The following is a 26785-nucleotide window of genomic DNA, read 5'->3' as shown; positions in this document are numbered from 1 at the left end:
AGGCGACTAGCATGCGCCGCATCGTTCGATTCCGACGCTCCACAGGTAGCAAATGACACTTCCGCTCGCGATCACAGCCCCCCTTAGCTTCGTTGCCATCATCGCCATCGAAAGCGTGGTGCAGCGCGTCTTTGCCCGCGTGATCGCGAGCCATCCGGGCCTCTTCGACCGTCTCGCGGATCATGCAGCCAAGCGCTACGCCTTCCTGCCGTCGGACCTGCCGATCGGCTTCCTTGTCGAACCGGCCGTGCCGCGCATCACCGTGCATCGCAAGGAGCGCGCGCCGGTTTCCGATGCCTGTATGGAAGGCGAACTCGCGCTGCTTCTGACGCTGCTCGAGGGGCGCATCGACGGCGACGCCGTCTTCTTCTCGCGCGATCTTGCCGTCAGCGGCGACATGGAGGCGATGCTGGCGCTGCGCAACGCCCTCGACGACTGCGAGATCGACCTTCCAAGCGATCTCGCCGACATGGCCGGGCCGCTGGCGCCGCTCGTGCGCCGTGCGGCAGAACAGATCCGCGCGCGGGCGCTTGGCCGCGTTCTCAAGGAGGAGGCTCCTCAATGGAACTGATCTGCCCCGCCGGCACGCCCGCCGCCTTCCGCGAAGCCGTCGATGCCGGCGCCGACGCGGTCTATTGCGGCTTTCGCGACGAGACGAATGCCCGCAATTTCCCGGGCCTGAACTTCTCACGCGACGAACTTAGGACGGCCATCGCCTATGCCAAACAGCGCAGGGTGATGACCTTCGTCGCGATCAACACGTTCATGCGAGCCGGCCAGGAGACACTCTGGCATCAGGCGGTGGATGACGCCGCAGCACTTGGCGCCGATGCCGTCATCCTCGCCGATTTCGGCCTGATGGCCTACGCGGTCGAACGCCATCCGCAGCAGCGGCTGCATGTTTCCGTCCAGGCCTCGGCCTCGAATGCCGATGCCGTGCGCTTCCTCGTCGAGGCCTTCGCCGCGAAACGCGTTGTGCTGCCACGCACGCTGACGATCGCCGACATTGCCCGCCTTGCCAAGCAGATCGATTGCGAGATCGAGGTCTTTGCCTTCGGCGGCCTCTGCGTCATGGCCGAGGGGCGCTGTTCGCTCTCTTCCTACGCCACCGGCAAGTCGTCCAACATGAACGGTGTCTGTTCGCCCGCGAGCCATGTGCGCTATCGCCAGGACGGACGCGAGCTGGTGTCCGAACTCGGCGATTACACCATCAACCGCTTCCCGGCGGGCGAAGCGGCCGGCTATCCGACGCTCTGCAAGGGCCGTTTCGACATCGCCGAGGAGCGCGGCTATGCCTTCGAAGATCCGGTTTCGCTCGACGTCATGGACCATATCGATGCGCTGCGTAGCGCCGGCGTCAGCGCGCTGAAGATCGAGGGTCGGCAGCGCGGCAAGGCCTATGTCGCCGAGGTGGTCTCGGTCATGCGGCGGGCACTGACCGCCGGCCCCGACGAGCGACCTGCCTTGGTGTCGCGGCTGAAGGCGCTCAGCGAAGGCCAGAAGACAACGACGGGCGCCTATGAAAAGCGGTGGAGATAGCGGCCATGACAAAATCGACGAGTGCATCCAAACCCGTCTTGAGCCTCGGCCCGGTCTACTATCTCTGGGACGGCCCCAAATGGCGCGACTTCTACTTCCGCATCGCCGACGAAGCGCCGATCGCCCATGTGACGATCGGCGAGGCCGTCTGCTCGAAGCGGCTGCATTTCATCGAGCCCTTTGTCGGCGAGGTCATCGAACGGCTGGAAGTTGCCGGCAAGCAGGTGAGCCTCACCTCGCTCGCGCTGGTGACGCTCGAACGCGAAAGCCAGTTGATGCGCGGGCTGGTGCGTGACAGCACCCATCCGATCGAGGTCAATGACCTATCCGCGCTGCATCTGCTTGCCGGCAGGCCGCATTCGATCGGGCCGCTGGTCAACGTCTATAACGGCGCGACCGCCCGGCTCCTGGCTTCGAGGGGCGCGACGAGCATCTGTCTGCCGCCGGAACTGCCGATGACGTCGGTGCACGGGATCATTGGCGAAAACCCCGGAGTGGATTTCGAGGTCTTCGCCTTCGGTCGCGTGCCGCTGGCGATCTCGGCGCGCTGCGCCCATGCCCGCTCCAAGGGGCTAATCAAGGACAATTGCCAGTTCATCTGCGGCGAAGACCCGGATGGCCTGACCGTCGAGACCCTCGACAGCCAGCCCTTCCTGGCGCTGAACGGCGTACAGACCATGTCGCATACCTGCCAGGCGCTGTTGCAGGAACTGCCGGAGTTCTTGGCCGCTGGCGTTTCCCGCATTCGGCTGTCGCCGCAGGACTGCGACATGGCAGCCGTGGCACACATCTTCGCCGATGCCATCTCCGGGCGGCGCTCAGCATGTGAAGCACAGGCGGATCTTGCCGACGTCTATCCGAACAGACCGTTTTCGAATGGTTTCCACCACGGTCACACGGGAGCGGCCTGGATCTCCGTAGACGCTGGAGCTGCAGCACGCTCGTCGGTCACCTAGCAGTGTTCGGATCGCCGGCTCTGGCGATTGCCCTCGCTTCAGTCTGCCATTGCACCAATCGGTGTTGAGCTGGGGAACAGGTTCAAGGCGGCATATTGCAACAGCATGATCGTCTTGCCGTCGCGAATGGTGCCGGAACTGATCATCGCGAGTGCTTCGTCGATCACAAGTTCGAGGACGGCGATATCCTCTCCTTCGTCTTCATTGCCGCCACCTTGCGACGTGCGGTCGCCGGGCTGATACTCGCCGACGAAGAAATGCAGGCGCTCAGTCACCGATCCGGGGCTCATGAAGGCGTCGAAAACCTGTCGTACGTCGCGCACGCGAAAGCCCGTCTCCTCCTCCGTTTCCGCGCGGATGCGCGCTTCCGGTTCGGCATTGTCGAGCAGTCCCGCCGGCGCCTCGACGAGCAGATCGTCGTGGCCGTTGACGAAGGCCGGATAGCGAAACTGCCGGGTCAGGATCACGGTGCGGCGGACCGGATCGTAGAGCAGGATCGTCGCGCCGTTGCCGCGATCGTAGGTCTCGCGTGACTGCCGCTGCCAGCTCCCGTCGCCACGCAGAAAGGAAAAAGTGGTCTTCTTCAGGACGTACCAGTCATCCGAGAGAATGGTGACGTCTTCCACTTGAACCCGGTGCGCAATGCTCATCCTGCCCTCCATGACAAGGCTATCGTTCGGTCGGGCAATTTCGTGCATTTTCGTGCAATGTCAAGATTTATCATGCATCGACATCGCCGTGCGACAGGTACTTCGGCGGCGCTTGTTTCGGGACCGGCGAGTGCCGCGGGACCAATCCCGCGGCACTCGAGTCAACCGATTATGATCTGACGGCATCCGCCTATCGCAACGGGAAGGCGACCGGCCGGATCGGGGCTGCATCCGCGCCGCGGAACTTCAGCGAGGCGCCGACAAAGGCGAACTCGTAGACCCGGTCCTTGGACAGCTGTTCGAGATTGATGAGCTCGATGATCGGGGCGCCTTGCTGCGCAAGCAGGTAGGTGTGAACGGGAATGTAGTTGTTTTCGGTTTCGGCCGGGAAGGATTCGAAGCTCAAGTTGTCGGCACCCACCACCATCGCGCCGCCTTCCTCGACGAGGAACTTTGCCGCGTCGATGCCGAGTCCCGGAGGGTTGCTCATATAGGCGGACTTGTTTTCGTAGTTCTGCATCCGCCCCGTGCGGATCAAGGCGACATCGCCCTCCGCCAGCGTTACGCCCTGACTTTTCAGCGCTTCTTCGAGATCCTTGCGGGTGATCCGGTAGTTGTCGGGCAGCATCTGCATGCCCTTGGCGGCCGCAACGTCGATCATCACGCCGCGCGCGACGATCGGCGGCAGTTTTTCGGCGCCGGTGACGGTCCAGCCCTGGTCCCCGAGGTGGTCGGCGGCGGCATAGCCATTCCAGATCTTGCCGTTCAGGCCGAAGTGATTGAGCGCGTCGATGTGCGTGCCCATATGCGCATACATCGAAACCGCCGAGCCGCTGTAGCTGACATGCGTGTTCATCTCCTTGCCGACCTTCATCGGATCGGAGACCAGGGTGCCATTCGGCGTGTGCGTCATCCACATCTGATAGGGCGGGTCGCCAGCTGCCTCCCAGCTGGGCATGCCGATGAAATACTCGACCGCGAGGTCGTAGGACTTGCTCCCTTCGATCCGCGACAGAATGGCAGCGCGGGATTCCGGGGTAATCAGGTTGAGCCGACCGATCTCGTCCTTCGGCCCCCACGGGCTCTTGCCGACCTCCTGCGCGAAGGCCGTGCCGCCAAAGAGGCCGGCGACGAGAGACGCGACCAATACACGCTCCAGGGCTGTGGTGTTGAACATGATGAACTCCTTCTTCTGGTCTTCCCGCGACATCAGGAAGCTGGGTTCACCTTATTGCTGGCGCTGGAGCGAATAATCAGCGATGGATGGAAAACATATTTCACTCTGGAGAAAAAATGGACCTGTTGGCTGCCATGCGTTCGTTCCGACGCGTCATAGAGCTTCAGAGCTTCAACAAGGCGGCCGAAGAACTCGGACAGTCGAACGCCTCGATCAGCAAGCAGGTCCGGCAACTGGAAGAGCGCCTGGGGGCTGTGCTCATCGTGCGCACGACCCGGCGGATGAGCCTCTCGGAAAACGGACGCGCCTACTTTTCCGAATGCTGCCGGCTCCTGGACGAGCTCGACCATCTGGAGCGCACCACGTCCGGCGAAGCCGGCGAAATCAACGGCCGGCTCCGGCTCAATGCGCCGCTGTCCTTCGGCCTGACGGTGCTTGCGCCCATGCTTGCGCGCTTCATGGCGCTGCATCCGCAGCTGAAGGTGGATATGACGCTCGACGACCACGTGCTCGACGTCGTTTCGGAAGGCTTTGACGTTTCCATCCGGGTGCGCGCGACGCTGACGGATTCGTCGCTGATCGCCCGGCGGCTCGGCGACATCGGCCAAGTTATCTGTGCCGCCCCGTCGTATCTCGCGGACAACGGCACGCCTGCAACCGTTGGCGACCTCAAGAGCCACCATTGCCTGACCTATCGCCTGGCCGACCAACCCGGCAGCTGGCGGCTGGAAGGGCCCGACGGCGCGGTCATGATCGACCTGCCCGCGCGTTTCGTCGCCGACAACAGCCTGATGCTCAGCGAAATGATCCAGGCCGGCATCGGCATTGGCGTGTTGCCCTCCTTCATCGCCAAGCCCTTGCTCGCTGAGGGCAAGCTCTGCCAGCTCCTGCCGGGCCATAGGCTCGCCGAGCGCGGCATCTACGTGGTCTATCCCACCAATCGGCTGTTGCTGCCCAAGGTGAAGGTCTTCACCGAGTTTCTGGCGAGCGAGATGCGACAGGCCGGGCTTTAGGGGCCCAGCCTGTCGTTGCCTAGCAACCTCGGTGGTTCACGCGGAATGTGCGCCCGATAGCAGCATCGAGAGAGAAGCGTTCATGTTCGGCCAATTGAAAAACGGGCGGGCACCTTCGATCCCGAACGCCTCATAATCATGTTACCTGGGTGACAGCCCAGCTTATGGAACATCCAAACTTTCCAAATTCGTTTGACAGCAATCGGCGGCGCGAATATTTTGGAAAGCATAAAGTTTCTTTATTTGGCCAGCCGTTCAATTCGACGCGCCACACCGGTGAAAGGAACCGGAAAATGAGCCAGCAGTCTTTCAGCATCGAAAATGCCCAGCCCGTGGAAACGCTGGAGGCCGTGCCCCGCAGGGAGGCACAGCGGACGCTCACAGCCATCCCGACCGCGGCAGCCACAAACGCCGCGCGTACCCGTAAGCGCTGGCTTCGCAACCTGCTTTTCGCCTCCGTCGCCATCGCCGCAGTTGCCGGCGGGGTCGATTTCGGTTGGGCCTACTGGACGACGGGTCGCTTCGAAGTGGCGACAGACGACGCCTATGTGAAGGCCGACAGCACGACGATTGCCCCGAAGGTCTCGGGCCATGTCGCTGAGGTCCTGGTCACCGACAACCAGCAGGTCAAGGCCGGACAGGTTCTCGCCCGCATCGACGACCGCGACTTCAGGGTCAGCCTCGAACAGGCCAAGGCCGGGGTCGAAGCCGCGGAGGCCAACATCGCAAACAAGCAGTCGGCGCTCGTCGCGCAGCAATCCGCGATCGATTCGGCCAAGGCGACGGTCGAGGCCGACAAGGCCGACCAAACTTTCGCTGAACAGGACGACAAGCGCTACTCGGAACTCGCAAGGCAAGGGTTCGGCACAGTGCAGAACGCGCAACAGGCGGCCTCACGCATTGCCGCCGCAAGGGCCGCGGTGACGCGCGACACGGCAGCGCTCGCAAGCGCTGTCAAGCAGCTCGACGTGATCAAAGCCGAGGTCGCACAGGCAAAGGCCGCGCTCGACAGCGCGAAGGCGGCCGAGCACCAGGCCGAGCTCAATCTTTCCTACACCGCGCTCGCAGCGCCGATCGACGGCGTGATCGGCAACCGCACCTTGCGTGTCGGCCAATATGTGCAGGCCGGGACGCAGCTGATGGCGGTCGTGCCGACGCACGCCGCCTACATCGTTGCCAACTACAAGGAAACGCAGCTTGCCGATGTCGTTCCTGGCCAGTCGGTGGCGATCGAGGTGGACACGTTTCCGGGCCAGGTCTTCGAGGGCCACGTCGACAGCATCTCGCCTGCAAGCGGCCAGGAATTTGCGCTGCTGCCGCCCGACAATGCGACGGGCAACTTCACCAAGGTGGTGCAGCGCATCCCCGTCAAGATCGTGCTCGACCGCGACAGCCCGCTCAACGTGGTGCTGCGATCCGGCATGTCCGTCTACCCGACGATCGACACCCGGACCGCGGGAACGACGGTGGCCGCCGTGCCGGCAAGCCTAAACTGAAGGACGCTCAGGCGCCGTTCCCAGCCTCAAGCGCTGGAAGGAGGATGCAATGTCCACCACCACGATGCCCATGGTTTCGCCCAGCGTGCGGGAACCCGCAGCGACGTCACCCGACAGGGCAAGCACGACCGCCTGGATTTCCGTACTCGCCGGCCTGATCGGCGCCTTCATGGCGATCCTCAATATCCAGATCACCAACGCCTCCTTGCTCGATATCGAAGGCGGCATCGGGACCGGCGTCGACAACGGCGCCTGGATATCGACCTCGTATCTCATCGGCGAAATCGTCGTGATCCCGCTCACGGACTATTTGAGCCGCGTCTTCTCGTTCCGGCGCTACATGTTGGCGAACGCGATCCTATTTCCGCTGTTTTCCGCAGCCTGTGCGTTTGCCCATGATCTTGGCTCGATGATCGCGCTGCGCGGATTGCAGGGTTTTGCCGGCGGCGTGCTCATTCCAATGGCCTTCACCATGGTGCTGACCCGGCTCCCCAAGGCGCAACAGCCGTTCGGGCTGGCGCTGTTTGCGCTCTCGGTAACCTTCGCCCCGGCGATCGGCCCGACGATCGGCGGCTACCTCACCGAAAATTACGGCTGGCAGTCGATCTTCTTCGTCAACACCCCACCGAGCCTGGTGATGGTGATTGCCCTCTATTTCACCCTCGAGAAGAGGCCGATGCAATTGTCCCTGCTCAAGCAAGGCGATTGGGCGGGCATAGTTACCATGGCCATCGGCCTTTCGGCACTGCAGACGGTTCTGGAGGAAGGCAACAAGGACGACTGGTTCCAGTCGCCGTTCATCGTCAAGCTCGCTTTGACGGCGGCCGTGTTCCTGATCGCGTTCATCGTCATCGAACTCAAGGTCGAAAAGCCGCTCGTGCAGCTGCGCCTGCTCAAGCAGCGTAATTTCGGGGTCGGTGTTCTCGTCAACGTTCTTGTCGGCGTCGCCCTGTTCGGCACGGTCTACATCCTGCCGCAGTATCTCGGCCAGGTGCAGCACTACAATGCCGAGCAGATCGGCCTCGTGCTGGCCTGGACCGGACTGCCGCAGCTTCTCATCATCCCGTTCGTACCGGCGCTGATGAAGCGCTTCGACGCACGCTACATCGGCTTCGTCGGCATCAGCATCTTCGCGGCTAGCTGTTTCATGAACACGACGCTGTCGCTCGACAGCGCCGGCGACCAGTTCTTCATTCCGAACATCGTGCGCGCCATCGGGCAGGCGCTGGTGCTGACGCCGATCACGGTGATCACCACCGCCCGCATCGCTTCAAGCGACGCGGCCGCCGCCTCTGGCCTGTCGAACATGCTGCGCAATCTCGGCGGCGCCGTGGGCACGGCCACGCTTGCGACGGTGCTGACCAAGCGTGAGCAGTTCCACTCGAATATCATCGGCCAGTCCGTGACCGTCTACCGCGACGAAGTCCGCGACCGCATCGGCGATCTGACCCGGTACTTCATGACGCACGGCGTCACCGACGCCGCCGTCGCGCAGCAAAAAGCGATCGCCGCGATCGCCGCCACGGTTCGCCGGCAGGCGCTTATCCTAGGGTTCAGTGATACTTTCGCGGTGATCGGGATCGTGCTCGTTCTCGCAGCCATCGCATTGCTCTTCACCTGCAAGATCCAACTCGGCGGCGCCGGTGCAGGTGGAGCACACTAAGTCGAAGGCGCAGAAAGAGGGACGTCAGCCGGACGATCAACCGGCAAGGCGAGGCCGTGCAGACCCTCAGGGCGAAGCTTGTGGTCGCGCGAGAGATGGGCTGAAGCGAGCGGCTGGATTTTCTGTTGTTGCGGTCGTATTTTCTCGGCCGATGCCGTGCTCAGCCGGACAACAAAAGAGCAGGCTGCGCAAGCAAGCCTGCAAATGACAAGAATGATCGATGCTACCGAACAGTCGTCCGTTGCTTGAGCGGCCCCTTTACCTTGTTGCTCTCTGGTGTCTTATCCTGCTGGTCGGGGCGGCAGCCCTTGGCACCCGCGAGCGGCAGGCGCTGGTTGCCGAACTGGAGCGGGAAAGCACCGTGCTCCATGGCCTGGCCTCCCAGCGCGCCGATCAGCACGATGCCCACCTGACCGCGCTTTCGGCCGTAGCGGTTGCGTCAGAGGGGCGCCGGCACGACCTCTTCCTCGATGTCGCCCGCACCATCACCCGCTTCTACCCGCGCATCGACGAAGTCCAGCTCGTCTCGCTCGATCCGGCAACAGAGACCATCGGGACCGGTCCGCTCGACGCAGCGACGGCCGAGCGCATTCGTGCTGCGGCCAAGGCTTCCGACGGCCGGATTGCCCTTCTGCCCCATCCGCAGCGCCCCGATCATTACATGATGATCAAGCGCAGCCCCAACACGAACGAGGCGCGCTACGGGTTGATGCTCGCCATCGATGCCGGCAAGCTGATCGGCGATGGAGGGCCTTTCTGGTCCCGGCCTAGCACCGCCGTCCGGCTTTCACTGCCCGACGGCCACAGCCTGCTTCAGCCGGCGGCACTCCCCGATGCCATCCGTTTTTCCAGGCCGCTCAGCAGCGCGTCGCAACCGCTCGTACTCGAAACCGGCATGGATATCGGCCTCTCCGATATGTTTCCGCCGGTGCAGACCGGTCTGACCCTCGTTGCCCTCACGCTGGCCTATCTCGCCGGGCTCGCCGCCTTGCGCCAACGGGCAAGGACCCGCATGGCGGAACAGCAGGCGCGTCTGAGTGCGCTCGATTCACGGCTTAGCCACGCCTCGCGCGTCAACGCGCTTGGAGAGATGGCAAGCGGCATGGCCCACGAACTGACCCAGCCCCTGACCGCGATCCTCGCCCAGGCGCAGGCCGGGCGCCGCCTGCTCAACCAGGGAAACCGCGCAGCCCTTGCCTCCGTGCTCGACGATACCGTCAGCCAGGCGCGCCGGGCCTCGGGCATTCTGGAGCGGTTCCGCAACTGGTCGCAGCCGCACGCGACGCCGGTGACGACGTTTGACCTGCGCCGGGCGCTTGGCAATGTCGAGGCACTGATGGAGCAGGACGCCCGGTCGCGGCAGATCCAACTTGAGTTCCGCTTTCCGGAAGCGCCCGTAATCGTGACTGGTGATCCCGTTGAAATCGAGCAGGTCGCCTTCAATCTGGTGCGCAATGCAATGGAAGCGCTCGACGGCCACGCGAGCGAAACGCCCCGTGTCGTCGTGACCTTGACGCAGGAAGACACCGCGGTGGTTTTCGATGTCGTGGACAACGGTCCGGGCATTCCCGAAGCGCTGCGCCCGCGCCTGTTCACCCCGTTCATGACGACGCGGGCGGGCGGCACGGGGCTTGGCCTCGCCCTCAGCCAGCGCCTGGTGGAACGCGCCGGCGGCGAGATCTCGCTGGTGGCCGGCGATGAGGGTGCAACCTTCCGGGTGACACTGCCCAAAGCGCCGGCGCGACAGGAAGAGACACAATGACCGTTCCCGTCTATCTCGTCGACGACGACGATGCGGTCCGCCGCGCGCTAAGCCTGCTGCTCTCAACGGTCGGCATCAAGGTCATCCCCTTCGGCGATCCGCAGGCTTTTCTCGGGCAATTGTCGCGCCTCGAGCCGGGTTGCCTGATCCTCGACATCCGCATGCCGGCGATCTCCGGACTGAAACTGCAGGAAAAGCTCCGTGAAAGTGGCGTCGACTGGCCGACGATCGTCATTTCCGGTCATGGCGATATCGAGGCCTGCCGGCGCGCCTTCCGCAACGGCGCCATCGACTTTCTCTCCAAGCCCATCGACGAGCAGGACCTGATCGACGCGATCCACAAGGGGCAGGAAATGCTGGTGCGCACCCTGCAGGCGCGGGCGGAAAAGGCGGAAACGCTTGCCCTCTTGGCGGCACTCACACAGCGCGAGCGCGAGGTTCTCGACCGCATTGCGGCAGGCTTCACCACCCGCCAGATCGCCGAGGGGCTCGGCCTGTCGCCGCGAACGGTGGAAAGCCATCGCGCCGCGATCGGCGCCAAGCTCGGCAGCACCTCGCAGGCGGAGATGACCCGCATCTGGCTCGAAGGGACGCAAACTCCGTAGAACTACGGATGGTGACGGAAGAGCTACGAATATCGACGGGCGGCGTTCGGCAATAACCTTTCCCTATCAACAGGAAAGGAACCCATTGATGATCCGCAATATCGTGCTTGCAGCCGCTCTTCTCGCTCCCGTTGCCGCCACCGCGCAGGAGCTTCCGACCGCTGCCTACCTGCCGCTCGACATGGCCGTCAAGGCTGCCGACGCGGCACTGAAGGCATGCGCCACAGAAGGCCACAACGTCAGCGTCGCGGTCGTTGCACGTGACGGTTCGACCAAGGTTCTGCTGAAGGCCGACAATGCCGGCCCGCACACCGGAAACAGCGCCCAGGGCAAAGCCTTCACCTCGGCCGCCATGGGTCGCGATACGGCTGGCCTCGGCGAGTTCATTGCTACCAAGCCCGCCAACGAAGGCCTTCGCGACATGGACGCTCGCATGGTCATCCAGGCCGGCGGCGTGCCGATCAAGTTCGGCAAGGCGCTCGTCGGTGGCATCGGTGTCGGCGGCGCGCCGTCGGGCGACGTTGACGCAAACTGCGCAACTGCAGGCCTTGCTGCAATCGGCGCGAAGTAATTTGCTGCAAGGGAGGCTCCCCGCCCTTGAAAAGGCGGCAGGTCTCTCCATCTAAAGGCCACTACCCGTTTCGAGTGCTCTCAGTCGTCGGCGCCTTTGGCGTGCGATAGCGGCACTCCGGGTTGAAAACAGGGCGCTCCCCAACACGGGTTGAGCGCCCTGTTTGCTTTTGGCAGATCGTCGATCAGCCTATCGGTCTCACCAGGTCTTGCTGAGCTTCAACGTGACCGTGCGCGCATCGCCGTATCCGCAAACAAGCAGGCCGCTGCAGCCGCTGACATAGTCCTTGTCGAACAGGTTGGTGACGTTGAGGGCAGCACCCCAGCCATCTTTCTCGTAACGCAGGGCTGCGTCGAAGACCGCCGATGCCGGCACCTTCTCGGTGTTTTCCTTGTCCGCCCAGCTCTCGCCGCGATAGCGCACGCCGGCGCCGAGGCTGAGGCCTTCCAGCGCGCCCTGCTGCACCGTGTAGTCGAGCCACAGCGAGGCCTGTGCATCGGGCGCTAGATAGGGCGACTTGCCGATCAGCGCCCGGTTTGCATCCTCGGTCACCTCGATATCCATGAAATCGAGACCCGCAATCAGCTTCCAGCTTTCGTCAAGATTGACCTTGCCCTCGAACTCGATGCCGCGGGAACGCACCTCGCCGGTCTGGGTGGAGATGCTGGTCAGCGGATCGGTGACAAGAGCGTTGCGCTTGGTCAGCTGATAGATGGACGCCGTCAGCACGCCGTCAAAAAAGGTCGGTTTGTACTTGATCCCGGCTTCGAATTGCTCGCCCTCTTCCGGCTTGGTGTTGCCGGTCGCCGTTACCGCCACGACCGGATTGAAGAAGGTCGCGGCGCTGACGTAGGGGGTGAGGCCATTGTCGAATTCATAGGCAAGTCCGGCGCGGCCGCTGAGCGCGCCTTCGCTGTAGTCGAAGCTCGAATTCTGGGTCGGCGCCCAGAAGGTCGGTCCATTGTCGGTTTTGGTATCGACATAGTCGTAGCGGCCGTTAAGCGTCACGAGCCAGCCATCGCCGAAGCGGACCTGGTCTTGCGCGTAAACGCCGAGCTGCTGCTGCGTGATCACCTGGTTGATATAGATGGCGTTGGCCGGCTGCGGCGCGCCATAGACCGGATCGGTGGCGCTGATCGGCGTTCCCGCCGACGACGCCTGGACGTGGTCCAGCCGGAAGAACTTGTAGTCGAGACCAACGAGGACTGTATGTTCAAGCGCTCCCGTCTCGAACTCGCCTTCGAGCCGGTTGTCGACGGCGAATGTATCCACCTTCGAGGTCGCCTCGAAGCCAAGGCGATAAAGCAGATTGCCCGGGGACGCCGGCGTGTTCGAAACCGGGAAGGGAAGGCTCGGATCGTAGTAGCCGTAGGTGTAAGGCCCGTTTTCGTGCTTGTAGAGATGGCCGTAGCGCAGGTTCTGGCTGAACTGCCAGCCGCTGTCGAACTCGTGCTTGAATTCGTAGCCGAGCATCTGCTGCACGTAGGTTCCGGTATCGATGTCCGGTTCGCCGAAGAAGGCCTTGCGATCGACCTTGCCGAAGGATGCGTCGACGACGGAGCCGTTATAGGGCAGGAAGCCGCCGCCGGTATGGACCTGATCGAGGCCCTGCAGCAGGCCGTAAACGGTCAGGCTGGTCGCATCGTCGGGCTCGTAGGTGATCTGCGGCAGAATGAAGCCGCGCAGATCTTCCGAGTGATCGACATAGTTGTTGCCGCCGGAAACCTTGCCGGTGACGCGGTAGTTGATCGCGTCGTCGAGCTGGCGGTTCACGTCGATGCCGAGAAAGGCATTGCCGTTGTTGTTGATGCCGGTCTCGACATAGGTCGAGTTCTCCGCCTGCGGCCGCTTGCTGATGAGACTGATGAGGCCGCCCGGGTTGGCGCCGCCATAGAGCACGGAGGCCGGCCCCTTGAGCACCTCGACACGCTCCAGCATGAAGGGATCGATCTGGAACCCGCCGAAACCGTAGGAGAAGAGGTTGAGGCCGTCGAGGAACACGCCGGTCTGCGTCGCGTCGAAGCCGCGGATGTAGAACCAGTCGGTATCCGGGTCGACGCCGAAGGGCTCGGCCATCACGCCCGGCGTGTAGCGCAACGCCTCATCGACCTTGTTGACAACGCCGCGGTCGTCAAGCTCCTCGCGTCCGACGACGGAAACGCTCTGCGGGATTTCGGTAATCGGCGTTGCGGATTTCGAGCCGGTGGCCGTTGCCTTGGCGACATAGCCATCGACCGGCCCGGTCGCATCGCTCTCTGTCCTGGCGCTTGTCGCCTCGATCGTTTCCAACCTCGTCGCCGGTGCATCCTGCGCGATAGCTGCGCCCGCCGCCAGAACCGCAACGGCGGCGACCCCGCTTGCCAGCCATTCCGTCCGCCGTATTGCCTTGCCTCTTACCATCATCTGTCTGTCGTCTCACCCGATCGACCGCAGGGCCTTTTCAGGCGACGCGGCTTACACCCTCTGATAAGATGAGTTTTTATATCAACTATTCGGGCAACTCTTGTCGCGATCGGCGGAAATTGAACGTTCCTGGGCTCTTTACTGCGAACAACTGCTTTGGAAGATGGCACTTGCTCAGGCCGTTCGGTTGCGCTTCCACGCTGCCGGCGTGGCACCTACGACTTTGCGGAACACCCGGGTGAAGTGCGCCTGATCGGAGAATCCGGTCTCAGCCGCAACCGTCGTCAACGACGCCTCGTTTTTCAGCAGTAGTTCCTTGGCTCGTTCGACCCGTGCATTGATCTGCCACTGGTGCGGCGCCATGCCGGTCGACGCCTTGAACGCATGGCTGAAATGCGACTGCGACAGTCCGGCCAGGGACGCCAATTCCTCCAGGCGGATGTTGCGCCCCCAGTTCTCATCGATGTACTCAACCGCACGGCGAAGCTGCCAGGCCGCAAGCGGGCTGCGTTTGCGGCCATCGTTGCGGTTGAGTTTCATCAGGTCGATGAACAGGGCGACCGTGAGGCCATCGCCGTAGAGATCGTGCAAAGGCTGCGGGTTGACGCATTCGGCGGCGATCAATTGCGCAATTTGCAGAAAGCGCTCGTCATGAAACATCAGCCGCGGCGTGTCGCAACGGCCGGCATCGAGATCTTCCGCCAGGCGCCTGCTGAGGACATCGAGATTGAAATGCAAATCGAGGTGGCGGATGCGCCTGACATCGACCATGTCGGCCCAGATTTCCATACCCGCCGGAATATAAGAAAGCGCCTGCTGGTGCGCGTTCGCGACCGCGCCGCGCCCGTCGGGCGAAAGTCTGACATTGCAGCGGCTACCGCCCTCAGCGTCGAGCACGATGAACATGCGCGGATCATCCGAGAAATAGTGGCCACCTGCCCTCGCCTCGCACTCGACGTCCCAGACATCGGCGATGATGCCGTTCCACTCCCGCCGATTGAGCCCGCCGATCACCTTGAATCCGGAAATCTTGTTCTGCATCCGCGGTTGAAACGACATCCAGGCGTATCCAATGCTCAAGGGACGAGGCGACGCCTCCGGCTAATTCCTTCCTCTATTACTCATCTTTAATGTTTGACGGAAGCCCGTAATATTTCCAACGCGATTTAACGGTCAGAACGCACATGGGCCGGTGCATATCCCGGAGCGGAAAGAAGGCGGTGGAGCGCCGGTTCGGGCGGCCTGCCTGCCCGAACCGGTTGCGCGCGATCAGAACCGGACGCGGGCGCCGACCTTGGCACCGGCCGACTTCGAGCCGTCGCCCTCGATGTTGAAGAGCAGCGAGAAGTCGATGTCCCAGTTGTCGTTGTTGCTGAGCGCAAGCCCGGCCGACACCCGCCCGAACAGACCCTCGCCGTCAAGCGAGGCAAAGCCGACATCGGCGCCGACCGTCGGCGACAGGATCAGCCCGTTTTCCAGTTCCAGCGTGCGTTCGACGTCGAAGCCGATGCTGAGACGGGCCTGTTCCTCGATGAAGCCCTTGAGATCGATCACCTCGCCGAGCGCGTTCTTGACGGTGTAGTCGTCGGTCTCTTCATTGAAGTAGACGGCTCTAAGCTTCGGCATCAGCACCGTCGCCTCATCCAGTTGCCATTCGCCGGTCAGCTTGACGTCCGCCATCCAGCGGGTGGTGTCGAACGTGCCGGTGAAGATGCCGGTGTCGATGTCGTTGGACGAACCGCCATAGAGCAGGTTGGCGTCGAGGAAGACGCCCTGGCCGATCTCGAACGAGGCATAAGGACCGGCCAGCCAGCCGTTGCCTTTAAGCTCGGCATCCGCGTCGGTCGGATCGGTCATGTAGTCGTAGTGGAACGACAGGCCGATGAGCGCCCGATCGCTCAGGAGATAGTCGGCGCCGAGCGAAAACAGGGCGAAATTGCCCCACTTGTCGTTTCTGTCGTCTTCATCCTTGTGGAACAGGAAGCTGCCGTTCACCCAGATGTCGAACGGCCGGTCGGTGGCGACGAAGCTTTGTCCGGCTGCCTCTGCATCGGCGGCATCGCGCGCCGCCTGGATCTGCGACAGGCTGGAGGAAAAGCCGAGGCGGGCGCCCTTCTCCGACGGCGTCACCGCCGTTGTCACCGGATCGGTACTGGCGGCCGCCCGTCGCCGTTCGATCAGTCCCGGAACCTTGACCGTCGACGACAGCAGGCTCTGCCGGTTGCGCACGAAATCGCGCACCAGGCCGTCGATCTCCTCGCCGGCTGCGACACGGTCGAGCGCGATCTTGTAGGTAACCCGGCCGAGATTGGACGCGCCGAGCGCGCTTCTCAAGGTGTAGCTGACCACCGCCGAACCGGAATAGGACGGATTCGGCGTGAACTTCAGATAGAAGCCGACCGGCGTGAAGCTGCCGGCAGCCGCAAGCTCGCCTTCGATGATCTCGGCCGTGCCGGCAAAGGGCGGCGAGACCGAGGCGACCGATGCATCGATGAAGGGACCGCCGGTGGCGCCACCGTTCAGATAGACATCCTTCGGCGTCGAACCGGCCGGAACCTCGACGACGACATTGGGAACCGTCACCGCGCGGGCGTTCAGCTTCAGCGTATAGGCGGCCGAACCGCTGGCGCCGCGGCTGTCGGTCACGGCAATGGTGAAGCCGTAGGTGTCAGGCGCCGCATCGGCGGCAACCGGCCCGGTCAATTCGCCGGTCGAGATGTTGAGCACCATGCCCTTCGGCAACGCGCCGCTCTTCAGGCTGTAGACCAGCGCACCGGTGCCACCGGTTGCCGCAATGCGGGCCGAATAGGCCTCACCGACCATGGCGTCGGCAAGCCCGCCGGGCGACGGGGTAAAGACGAAGCTCGCGGACGCAACGGCGATCCGGTAGCTGGCCTGGCCTGTCGCGCCATAGGCGTCCGTCGCCGTCACGGTGAAGCCGAAATCGCCGTCGGCCGAAGGCCGTCCCGAAATCGACCCGCTCGATGCATCGAACGTGAGACCGCCCGGCAGCGCACCCGACGAGACCGTGTAGCTGTAGGGGGCCGTGCCGGCGCTGGCGGCAATGCTCTGGCTATAGGAAACACCGGGTACGCCGTTGGCAAGCGCCCCGGCTGCCGGCGTCAACACCAGCACCGGCAGCGAGACCGTAACCGAAACGGTGGCCGGCGCCGACGTGCCGGTCGCATTCGTTGCCGTGTAGGTGAAGCTGTCCGCCCCCGAATAACCGGCCGCCGGCGTGTAGAGGATCGCCGTCCCCGTCACAGTGGCCATGCCATGCGCTGGCGCCGTGGCGATCGCAACCGACGTCGCCGCCCCGCCCGTCAGATTGAGGCTGATGGCATTTGCGCTGGAGTTCGCAGCGACAGTGGCGCCGACCGGGCCGGCCGATGGCGCCTCCACGGCAACCACGAGACTATAGCTTGCCGTGCCTGTGGCATTGTTCGCGTCGGTCGCCGTCACCGTGAACGTTGCCGGTCCATCGGCGGTCGGCGTTCCGGACAGGCGGCCGTCGGCTGCCAGCGTCAACCCAGCCGGAAGTGCACCGCCGGTCACCGCATAGGTGTAGGGAGCGGTTCCGTTGGCAGCGGTGATCGTCAGATCATAGGTATCGGCAACCGTTGCACCAGCAAGCGCACCCGCAGCTGGCGTGAAGGCGAATGTCGGCGGCGACACTGTCACCGTGACGGTCGCCGGGGCGGAAGTGCCGGTTGTATTGGTTGCCGTATAGATGAAGCTGTCAGCGCCGGAGAAGCCGGCCGCCGGCGTGTAGTTGAACGTGTTTCCAGCCACCGTGGCCGTGCCATGCGATGGGGTCGCGACGATGGCGACCGAAGCGGCCGCCCCGCCCGTAAGATTGGGCGTAATCCCGTTGGCCGACGAGTTGGCGGCAACGGTTGCCGTTGTCGCGTTGGCGATCGGCGCCTGGATGCGAACCGTCAGGCTATAGCTGCCGCTGGTCGCGGTTGCGCCATGGGTATCGGTCGCCTCGAGCGTGAAGGTGAAGCTGCCGTCAGCAGTCGGCGTGCCGGACAGTGTACCAGCCGCGTCGAGCGAAAGTCCGGCCGGAAACGCGCCACTGGCCAAGGAGTAGCTGTAGGGCCCCGTTCCGCCACTGGCCGTGAAGCTCTGGCTGTAGGCCATTGCCACGGTTGCGGTCGGCAAAGCGCCGGCCGCCGGCGTGAAGGCGAATATCGGCGCGGAGACGAGGAAGGACTGGCTCACATTGGACGCGGCCAGGTAAGCGCTGTCACCCGCCTGCGAGACCTCGATGGTGCAGGTGCCGCCATTGTGGAATGTGACATCGCCGGTTGACGTGACGACGCAGACGGGCGTCGTCAGCGACTGGAACGTTACCGGCAGCGCGGAGCTGGCGCTCGCCGAAAGCGTCACCGGCGTTGCATAGTCCTGCGGGCCGGGATTGGCGAATGTGATCGTCTGCGGCGCCTTGGGCGTCACCGTGTTCGACGCACTGGAGGCCGGTCCCGTGCCGACAGCGTTGGTCGCCGTCACGGTGAAGCTGTAGCTCGCGCCGTTGGTGAGACTGCCGACCGTGACCGGACTGGACGCTCCGGTTCCGACAAAACCGCCCGGACTGGACGTGACCGTGTACCCGGTGATCGATGCGCCGCCGGCGCTTGCCGGCGCGGTAAAATTGACAGACACCTCGCCGTCGCCAGCGATAGCCGTGCCCACCGTCGGGGCGTCCGGAACAACCGCGTTGACGGTAAAGCTCTGGGTGACCGTCATCGCAGGCAGATAGGTTCCGTCGCCGCCCTGGTCCGCGGCAATCGAGCAGGTCCCTGCGCTGTGGAAGGTCAGGTTGCCACCCGGGGTGATCGTGCACACGGCCGCGGTCGAGGATGCGAAAGCAACAGGCAAACTCGCGCTCGACGATGCCGTCAGTGTCGGCGTAGTGTCGAAGTTCTGCGCGCCTGGATTGACGAAGGTGATCGTCTGGGTTGCCTTCGGCGTAACGGTGTTCGAGACCGCCGACGCTGGCCCCGCGCCGGCGCTGTTGGTTGCCGTAACCGTAAATGTATAACTGGTCCCATTGCTCAAGCCGGTCACCGCGACCGGGCTCGACGGCCCCGTTCCGGTGAAACCACCCGGGCTCGACGTCACGGTGTAGCTGGTGATGGACGCTCCCCCCGTGCTGGCCGGCGCAGTGAAGGCGACGGAGGCCGAAGAGACATCGGCGGTTGCGGTTCCGATCGTCGGTGCGCCGGGCATAACGGCATCGACCGCAAACGTCTGTGAGACTGTCGGTGCAGCCAGGTACGTTCCGTTCCCCACCTGATCGGCGGCGATGGTGCAACTGCCGGCCTCGTGGAAGGTCAGATCGCCCTCGGGCGTCACCGTGCACACGCCGGCAGTCGACGAGGTGAAGGCAACAGCCAGGCTGGAACTTGCCGTCGCCGTCAATGTCGGAGCCGTGCCGAACGCCTGCGTGCCCGGATTAGCAAACGTGATCGTCTGCGCGAATCGCGGCGTAACCGGGTTGGACGCGGCCGATGCAATACTTGTCCCGGCGCTGTTGGTGGCAGTCACATTGAACGTATAGCTCGTGCCGTTGGTCAGGCCAGGCACTCGGACCGGGCTCGTCGGTCCCGTCGCCGTGATGCCGCCGGGGCTCGACGTCACGGTATAGTCCGTGATGGTCGCTCCGCCGTCCGATGTGGGAGCGGTGAACTCCACATCCGCATAGCCGTCACCCTCCACGGCCGCGCCAATGGTCGGCGCGTCGGGGACCGTCGGCGCAACGTCGACGGTGAAGACCTGACTTCCCGTCGCTCCATAGGCGTCCGTTGCCTGAATGGTAAAGGTGAAGGCGCCGCCGATCGTTGCCGTGCCTGACAAGACCCCGCTGCTCGCCAGCGTCATTCCGCCGGGCAAGGCATTTTGCGTGACGACGAAGGTGTAGGGGCTTGCGCCGCCCGACGCCGTCAGGGTTTGCGAATAGGCGGTGCCAGCCGTCGGATCGGGAAGCGTCGTTGGCGAGAGCGCGATCGTCGGGGCTGCGATGGTGAAGGAGAATGCGCGCGAGGCGGTCGAGCCTTCGAGATCGGTCCCTGTCACCGTGAAATTGAACGGACCGCTCGCCGTCGGCGTGCCGGAAACGACGCCGCTGCTCGAGATCGACATGCCAGCGGGCAGTGCCCCGGCGGTCCGTGCGTAACTCAACACGCCCGCGCCCCCGGTGGCGCTCAGCGTTTGCGCGCCGTAGGCCTGGTTGTAGACCGGGTTTGGCAGCGTCGTCGTCGAGATCGCGATCGGTGCGTAAGCAACCGAATTGTCGGTGCTGGTGGATGCATCGTTGGTAAAGCCGGCCACGCTCGCAGCCTTGCCGGCGGGGATGGACGCCACGACCGTGCCGGCCTGCGTCATCCCGCTGACCGAAACGGTGTAATTGGCGCCCGAACCCGAGACGCTTGCCGTCGTTGCGCCGGCAGTGCCGGAAATCTGGATGTCGCCGGCGGTAAAGCCGGTGACGGATTTGTTGAACACCACGTCGAAGGCAATGGATGTCCTGGCGCTGGGATCCGATTGCGAAGCAGCCTGGTTGATCGTGACCGTCGGCTTGGTGTCGACCCAGTGGCTGGCGCCGGTCGCCGTGCCGGTGCTGCAGCCACTGCCGCCACCGTAGCTGGCGGAAACCGTGTGTTGACCGAGCGGCAGCGTCGACGTCTGGAAGGTCGCGGACGATGCCGTGCTGACAGGCCCGGTCGGCGTTAACCCAAGGGTCGTCGACTGCGATCCGATCGTGATCGTCACGTTGCCCGGCGGTGACTGGCCGGCGTTGCAGCCCATCGACGAAACCGTGGCGGTTACGGATACGGGGTCCCCCGGACGCGACGGGTTCGGCGAGGAAGCCACGTCGAGCACAACAGGGCCGCCTGTTGCGGCACGCACGACGATCGTCGGGCTGGTGGCGGTGAATCTCTCGTTGCCGCCGATGCGCCCTCCGGCGAATTGAACAAAGTCGGAAAACTGCCCGGACATCACGTCATTGGCATCGACCCGATAGGAGCCGGTACAGGTTATCGGCGAAGTGCCGCTACCGACCGGACCGCATGAAACGGCAACACCCTTGATCGCGCTGGTGGCGGCATCAACACCTGTGATCGTGTAGGATCCGGGATTGATCACATAGGTGAAATTGATCGTGTCACCGAGCGCATTGAATGTCGTGGGGCTCGCGGATATTGCCACGGATTGAGCCGCGGCGCCGAAAGCCGAAGCCAACAGCATGGCCATTGCGCCGAACAACGACGGAAAAGCTCCACGCAAAAAAGTGGACGAAAACGATCGTCCGTCCGTGGCGTTGCCAGCCCACAGCCCCATGAACACCCCCAAAAAATGCCGGGCCCCACCCGGCCGAGGCAGCTAATGAAGCGGCGGGGAGAGAGTCAATCTTGCAACTCTTCATTGTTGCGGAAAGCGCGATGCGAACAATCCATGTGGCCTACTTGCCACAGTTTTTGACGTCTAGAAGGTGGATTTTCGCCGTTTCCGGACTCACCTTACCCGCATTGCAACTCATGGTAATTACGGTTTCTCGGTCGATGCTGTTACCCGAGCTTTCAGCACATGACGGACCAGAATCATCGACCGACGCGCGCCTTTACAGCCCACCGCCCGCTACAGACCCCTCGGCGACCGTCTGCCGTGGCCGGAATCGTGAACGACACCAACGCGGTGGCGCGACCTGACGCCTCACTAATGTGAACTCGTCGACCTTCGACGGACGATGTATACGCCCCCCACGCTCATGCCCGCCAGTGCGAACCAGGTCAGCGCGTAGACGAGATGGCTGTTGCGGAAGCTGACGACCGTGAGGCCGCCGATCGGCAGACCGCCTGAGTTTGGCGTCGCGTCCGCGTCAATGAAATAGGGGGCGACATCCGTCAGCCCTTTTGCCGTCGCGATTGCCGCAACATCGCGGGAAAACCAGCGATCGCCTGAGGGATCGTTGGATCGAAGAAAGGCGCCGCCCGGTTCGCTGATGCGCAAAAGCCCGGTGACCCCTGTCGACCCTAGTGCTTCACCTTCCGCACGGTCAGCCCGACCACGCCGGTCGGCAGGCACGAAGCCGCGGTTGACGAGAACCATCGTGCCGTCTTCGCGGTGCAACGGCGTCAGCAGCCAGAATCCGGCACCCCGCTCGGTTACGGCCTGCACCAGCACCGATTTGTCATGATTGAAGGTGCCCGTCGCCGTGACGCGAAGATATTCGTCCTTTTCCCGGGTGATGCTGTCCCAATCCGGCCGCGGCGGGGCCGGCACTGCTGCCGCATGCACGCGCGCATCGACGCGAGCGATCAGGTCCAGTTTCCAGAAGAGCCGCTGGATCTGCCAGGTCCCGAGCGCGACGAAGACGACGGCGAGAAGCAGGAGCGCGCCCGTCAAAAGAAAACGGGCGCGGGAGGACGCATTCGCACCCTCCACTTTCACGTCGTGGCCGCCGGTCATGTTCGCGTCCGTCCGCCCCTGATCAGGGCATGTTCTTCATCATCTCGTGGGTCATCGGCATCATGTTCGTATTGAGGTGATGCATGACCCAGAGCGAACCGGCGAGCGCGATGCCGACGATGATGATCGTGAAGATCAGCGCCATCAGCGTCCAGCCGCCTTCCGAACGGGCGTTCATGTGCAGGAAGTAGATAACGTGCACGACAATCTGCACGACGCCGATGCCCATGACGAGCACGGCCGTCAGCAGCTTGCTGTCGAGCACGCCGCCCATGACCAACCAGAACGGGATGGCCGTCAGGATCACCGACAGGATGAAGCCAGTCATGTAGCTCTTGAGCGAACCATGCCCGGCAGCGTCGCCCGGATGGCTGTGCGCGTGATGAGGCTCGAACGCGCTTTCGTGGCCAGGATGTTGCGAACTCATCCGAGTACTCCCAACAGATAGACGAAGGAGAAGACGCCGATCCAGATGACGTCGAGGAAGTGCCAGAACATGGAGAGGCACATCAGGCGGCGGCGGTTTTCCGGATTCAATCCATGTTTCTTGACCTGCACCATAAGCGTGATCAGCCAGATGATGCCGAAGGTGACGTGCAGACCGTGTGTGCCGACCAACGTGAAGAACGAGGACAGGAAGGCCGAACGCGTCGGACCGGCGCCCTCGTGGATCAGGTGGTAGAACTCATAGAGCTCGAGCGCGAGGAAGATCGCCCCGAACACGCCGGTGACGCCGAGCCAGAACAGCGTCTCCATCTTGGCGTTGCGCTCCATCTGGAGCATGGCAAAGCCGTAGGTAATCGACGAGAACAAGAGCATCGCCGTGTTGATGGCGATGAGGTTGAGGTCGAACAGGTCGGCCGGCGCCGGACCTGCCGCATAGTTGCGGCCAACCACGCCGTGCGTGGCGAAGAGAACGGCGAAGATCAGGCAGTCGCTCATCAGGTAGAGCCAGAAGCCCAGCATGGTGCTGTGCTCCGGGTGATGATCTTCCTTCAGGTAGAACTGCGGCTTTTCTGTTTCTTGGACTTGGGTTTGGCTCATCGTTTCAGATCCGTTCCGCAAGCAGCTTCGAGCGTGCATCTTCCGTAGCCGCGACGGTTTCCGCGGGAATGAAGAAATCACGGTTGTAGTTGAAGGTGTGACCGATGGAGACGGCGATCAGAGCGACGAAGGATACCGCCGCCAGCCACCAGATGTACCAGATCAACGCGAAGGCGAGCACGACGCTGAGGCCGGAGAGAATGACGCCCGTGCCGGTGTTCTTCGGCATGTGTATCGGCTTAAAGCCTTCGAGCGGGCGTTCGTAGCCGCGGCTCTTCATGTCGTACCAGCTGTCGTGGTCGTGCACGACGGGCGTGAAGGCGAAGTTGTAGTCCGGCGGCGGCGACGAGGTCGACCATTCGAGCGTGCGGCCGTCCCAGGCATCCCCCGAGGTTTCGCGCAGCTGATCGCGGCGGAGATAGCTGACGACGAGCTGGATGATGAAGGACGCGATGCCGATGGCGATCAGGATCGCACCGAAGGCGGCGATGATGAACCAGATCTGCAGCGACGGGTCTTCGAACTGGCTGACGCGACGGGTAACGCCCATCAGGCCGAGCACATAGAGCGGCATGAAGGCAAAGAAGAAGCCGATCTGCCAGAACCAGAAGCTCATCGCGCCCCAGAAGTAATCGAGCTTGTAGCCGAAGGCCTTCGGCCACCAGTAGACGACGCCGGCCATCAACCCGAACAGCACGCCACCGATGATGACGTTGTGGAAGTGGGCAATCAGGAACAGCGAATTGTGCAGCACGAAGTCCGCCGGGGGAATGGCCAGCATGACACCGGTCATGCCGCCGATCACGAAGGTGACCATGAAGCCGATCGTCCACAACATCGGCAGTTCGTAGCGGATGCGCCCGCGATACATGGTGAAGAGCCAGTTGAACATCTTCGCGCCCGTCGGGATCGAGATGATCATCGTGGTGATGCCGAAGAAGGCGTTGACCGAGGCACCCGAACCCATCGTGAAGAAGTGATGCAGCCACACGAGGTAGGACAGGATCATGATGACGCAGGTGGCGTAGACCATCGAGGTGTAGCCGAACAGACGCTTGCCGCAGAAGGTCGCGACGACCTCGGAGAAGATGCCGAAGGCCGGCAGGATCAGGATGTAGACTTCCGGGTGGCCCCAGATCCAGATGAGGTTGACGTACATCATCGGATTGCCACCAAGGTCATTGGTGAAGAAGTTGAAGCCGAGGTAGCGGTCGAGCGACAACAGCGCCAGGGTCGCCGTCAGGATCGGGAAGGTCGCGACGATCAGGATGTTGGTGCAGAGCGAAGTCCAGGTGAAGACCGGCATCTTCATGAAGGTCATGCCCGGAGCGCGCATCTTCACGATGGTGGCGATCAGGTTGATGCCTGATAGCGTCGTGCCGACACCCGCGACCTGCAAGCCCCAGATGTAATAGTCGACGCCGACGCCGGGACTGTAGTCCGCGCCCGAGAGCGGCGGATAGGCGAGCCAGCCGGTGCGCGCGAATTCACCGACGAACAGCGACATCATGATGATGACCGCGCCGCCCGTCGTCATCCAGAACGAGAAATTGTTGAGGAAGGGGAACGAAACGTCACGCGCGCCGATCTGCAGCGGCACGACATAGTTCATGAAACCGGTGACGAAGGGCATCGCCACGAAGAAGATCATGATCACGCCGTGCGCCGTGAAGATCTGGTCGTAATGGTGCGGGTTGAGGTAGCCCTCGTTGCCGTTGAAGGCGATCGCCTGCTGCAGGCGCATCATGATCGCGTCGGCAAAGCCGCGCAGAAGCATGACGATCGCCAGGATGATGTACATGATGCCGATCTTCTTGTGATCGACCGACGTGAACCACTCGTGCCAGAGATAGCCCCAGAGCTTGTACTTCGTGATCAGCGCAACGATCGCCAGGCCACCGACGGCCACGGACGCGAAGGTCACGACAAGGATCGGCTCGTGATAGGGGATCGCTTCCCAGGTAAGCCGCCCGAAGATGAATTGCGTGAGGCTGGTGTCACCAAACATGGGTCTTCCAATATGTCTCGAATTGCGGCCCAAAAGGCCTTGGCGCTCGCTGGATCGAAGCCTGCGAGCGCGCGAAAGTCCTACTGCGTCTTGTGCATGTCGTGGTTCATCGGCTCTGCCGATGGTGCAGACTGCTCCTTGACGCCCTCGGCCGGTTCCTCGCTCTTGGCGGGGTTGCCGGTTTCGGGGAAGGTCGCAGCCGGTGCGGCCGCTTCGGTCACACCGCCCGCATGGCGGTTGTCATGCTCGAGCTTGGTGCGGTTCTCGTGGCTTTCGACGCCTGCGCCGCCCATCATGTCGATGTGCATCATGTCCTTCATGCACATCTGCCCTTCGCGCACGCACATGTTGAGCACCGCCTCGTAAAGGCCGTCGTCAACCGAAGCGTAGTAGCGGACCGGCTCCTTGATGCTCGGCTTTTCGAGCTTCAGGTAGGCGTCGCGGTTGAGCATCGTGCCGTTCTGCTTGACCCGGGCAACCCAGGCGTCAAAGCCGGCCTGGTCCACACCGTGGAACTTGAAGCGCATGTGCGAGAAGCCGTCGCCGCTGTAGTTGGACGAAAGGCCTTCGTATTCGCCTGGCTTGTTGATCACGGCGTGCAGCTTGGTCTGCATGCCGGGCATGGCATAGATCATGCCGGCGAGCGCGGGAACATAGAACGAATTCATCACCGAGGAGGCGGTGATCTTGAAATTGATCGGCACGTCGACCGGCGCCGCCATCTCGTTGACCGTGGCGATGCCATATTCCGGATAGAAGAACAGCCATTTCCAGTCGAGCGCGACGACTTCGACCGTGATCGGCTTCATCTCTTCGGTCACCGGGCGCGCCGCATCGATCCGATCGAGCGGTCGATAGGGGTCGAGCTTGTGGGTGCTGACCCAGGTGATCGCGCCGAGCGCGATGATGATGGCGAGCGGCGCCGACCAGATGATGACTTCGAGGCCGGTGGAATGGTGCCATTCCGGATCATACTTGGCGGCCGTGTTCGACTGGCGATAGCGCCAGGCAAAGAACAGTGTCAGGAAGAGGACGGGAACGATGATCAACAGCATCAGGACCGTCGAAATAACGATCAGATCCCGCTGTTGTGCGGCGATGTCACCGGAAGGCGACATCACCACCATGTTGCATCCCGAGAGAACGGAGAGCAACAGGACGGCAATCATCGATCGTCCGGCTAAACTGTATGGCTTCGGCATTGCGGCCTCAACTTGCGTTTTGTCTAGTCGGCATTACTCGGGCATGATCGCGCATGGAAGTGAGGTCCATCGTCGCAGCGCAACATTTTGCCGCAGTGCAGTGACGGCCCTATCGCTCTATGCGCGTTTGTACGGGCGCAAAGGCTTATTGTCGGTTCGATGCCGGCTGTTCCAGCGAACGTTAGGCACGAACTCGAATGAGGCATGTGCGCATGTACGTGCAC

19 protein-coding genes are annotated in these 26785 nt (G+C 63.0%); 9 read left to right on the top strand and 10 right to left on the bottom strand.

Going from position 1 to position 26785, the window contains the following annotated elements; all coding sequences use genetic code 11:
• Positions 1-52: 52 nt before the first annotated feature.
• The 3 genes from JVX98_RS00325 to JVX98_RS00315 are packed head-to-tail and all read left to right on the top strand — an operon-like array spanning position 53 to position 2495.
• Entirely contained in the window at positions 53-571 is a 519-nt protein-coding gene (locus JVX98_RS00325) for an SCP2 domain-containing protein (protein ID WP_205236461.1), read from the top strand.
• Positions 562-1539 (top strand): peptidase U32 family protein, encoded by a 978-nt coding sequence (locus JVX98_RS00320; protein WP_205236460.1) that lies wholly within the window; start codon positions 562-564, stop codon positions 1537-1539. The genes JVX98_RS00325 and JVX98_RS00320 overlap by 10 nt, the downstream gene beginning before the upstream one ends.
• Positions 1540-1544: 5 nt before the next feature.
• Positions 1545-2495 carry a U32 family peptidase gene (locus JVX98_RS00315; RefSeq protein WP_205236459.1) on the top strand — a complete coding sequence of 317 codons (951 nt, stop codon included), beginning with the start codon at positions 1545-1547 and terminating at the stop codon, positions 2493-2495.
• 38 nt (positions 2496-2533) lie between these two features.
• Here the strand turns inward: JVX98_RS00315 and JVX98_RS00310 are convergent, their stop codons facing one another.
• Positions 2534-3145, bottom strand: coding sequence for an NUDIX domain-containing protein (locus JVX98_RS00310; RefSeq protein WP_205236458.1), 612 nt, complete (start codon positions 3143-3145; stop codon positions 2534-2536).
• Positions 3146-3335: 190 nt separating this feature from the next.
• Positions 3336-4322 (bottom strand): cyclase family protein, encoded by a 987-nt coding sequence (locus JVX98_RS00305; protein ID WP_205236457.1) that lies wholly within the window; start codon positions 4320-4322, stop codon positions 3336-3338.
• Positions 4323-4438: 116 nt separating this feature from the next.
• On the opposite strand from JVX98_RS00305, the gene JVX98_RS00300 reads away from it, so the two are divergent.
• From JVX98_RS00300 to JVX98_RS00275, 6 genes are all read left to right on the top strand, one after another.
• Positions 4439-5335, top strand: coding sequence for a LysR family transcriptional regulator (locus JVX98_RS00300; protein ID WP_205236456.1), 897 nt, complete (start codon positions 4439-4441; stop codon positions 5333-5335).
• 293 nt (positions 5336-5628) lie between these two features.
• A complete protein-coding gene (locus JVX98_RS00295) occupies positions 5629-6831 on the top strand; it encodes an HlyD family secretion protein (protein WP_205236455.1) in 1203 nt (400 codons plus the stop codon).
• Positions 6832-6901: 70 nt separating this feature from the next.
• Positions 6902-8494: an MDR family MFS transporter gene (locus tag JVX98_RS00290; protein ID WP_205236938.1), complete on the top strand. Its 1593-nt coding sequence runs from the start codon at positions 6902-6904 to the stop codon at positions 8492-8494.
• 220 nt (positions 8495-8714) lie between these two features.
• A complete protein-coding gene (locus JVX98_RS00285; RefSeq protein WP_205236454.1) occupies positions 8715-10256 on the top strand; it encodes a sensor histidine kinase in 1542 nt (513 codons plus the stop codon).
• A complete protein-coding gene (locus JVX98_RS00280) occupies positions 10253-10861 on the top strand; it encodes a response regulator transcription factor (protein WP_192449918.1) in 609 nt (202 codons plus the stop codon). The genes JVX98_RS00285 and JVX98_RS00280 overlap by 4 nt, the downstream gene beginning before the upstream one ends.
• An 88-nt stretch (positions 10862-10949) precedes the next feature.
• Entirely contained in the window at positions 10950-11432 is a 483-nt protein-coding gene (locus tag JVX98_RS00275; RefSeq protein WP_205236453.1) for a heme-binding protein, read from the top strand.
• Between the two features lie 198 nt (positions 11433-11630).
• Here the strand turns inward: JVX98_RS00275 and JVX98_RS00270 are convergent, their stop codons facing one another.
• The 8 genes from JVX98_RS00270 to cyoA form a co-directional block, all read right to left on the bottom strand.
• Positions 11631-13835 (bottom strand): TonB-dependent siderophore receptor, encoded by a 2205-nt coding sequence (locus tag JVX98_RS00270; protein ID WP_205236452.1) that lies wholly within the window; start codon positions 13833-13835, stop codon positions 11631-11633.
• A gap of 174 nt (positions 13836-14009) precedes the next feature.
• The gene (locus JVX98_RS00265; RefSeq protein ID WP_205236451.1) at positions 14010-14894 is read right to left on the bottom strand and encodes an AraC family transcriptional regulator; all 885 of its coding nucleotides are present in this window, start codon (positions 14892-14894) and stop codon (positions 14010-14012) included.
• Between the two features lie 210 nt (positions 14895-15104).
• On the bottom strand, positions 15105-21047 hold the full coding sequence (locus JVX98_RS00260) for a putative Ig domain-containing protein (RefSeq protein WP_205236450.1): 5943 nt from the start codon (positions 21045-21047) through the stop codon (positions 15105-15107).
• Positions 21048-21554: 507 nt separating this feature from the next.
• On the bottom strand, positions 21555-22307 hold the full coding sequence (locus JVX98_RS00255; protein ID WP_205236449.1) for an SURF1 family protein: 753 nt from the start codon (positions 22305-22307) through the stop codon (positions 21555-21557).
• 22 nt (positions 22308-22329) lie between these two features.
• Positions 22330-22734, bottom strand: coding sequence for a cytochrome o ubiquinol oxidase subunit IV (cyoD, locus tag JVX98_RS00250; protein WP_043621262.1), 405 nt, complete (start codon positions 22732-22734; stop codon positions 22330-22332).
• Positions 22731-23351 (bottom strand): cytochrome o ubiquinol oxidase subunit III, encoded by a 621-nt coding sequence (gene cyoC / locus JVX98_RS00245; protein ID WP_192449924.1) that lies wholly within the window; start codon positions 23349-23351, stop codon positions 22731-22733. The genes cyoD and cyoC overlap by 4 nt, the downstream gene beginning before the upstream one ends.
• Positions 23352-23355: 4 nt before the next feature.
• Positions 23356-25359 carry a cytochrome o ubiquinol oxidase subunit I gene (gene cyoB, locus JVX98_RS00240; RefSeq protein WP_205236448.1) on the bottom strand — a complete coding sequence of 668 codons (2004 nt, stop codon included), beginning with the start codon at positions 25357-25359 and terminating at the stop codon, positions 23356-23358.
• Between the two features lie 80 nt (positions 25360-25439).
• Positions 25440-26528: a ubiquinol oxidase subunit II gene (gene cyoA / locus JVX98_RS00235; RefSeq protein ID WP_205236447.1), complete on the bottom strand. Its 1089-nt coding sequence runs from the start codon at positions 26526-26528 to the stop codon at positions 25440-25442.
• Positions 26529-26785 lie beyond the last annotated feature (257 nt).

This window comes from Ensifer sp. PDNC004, assembly GCF_016919405.1.
Lineage (GTDB): Bacteria > Pseudomonadota > Alphaproteobacteria > Rhizobiales > Rhizobiaceae > Ensifer.
This window is presented reverse-complemented; position numbering and strand designations above follow the sequence as displayed.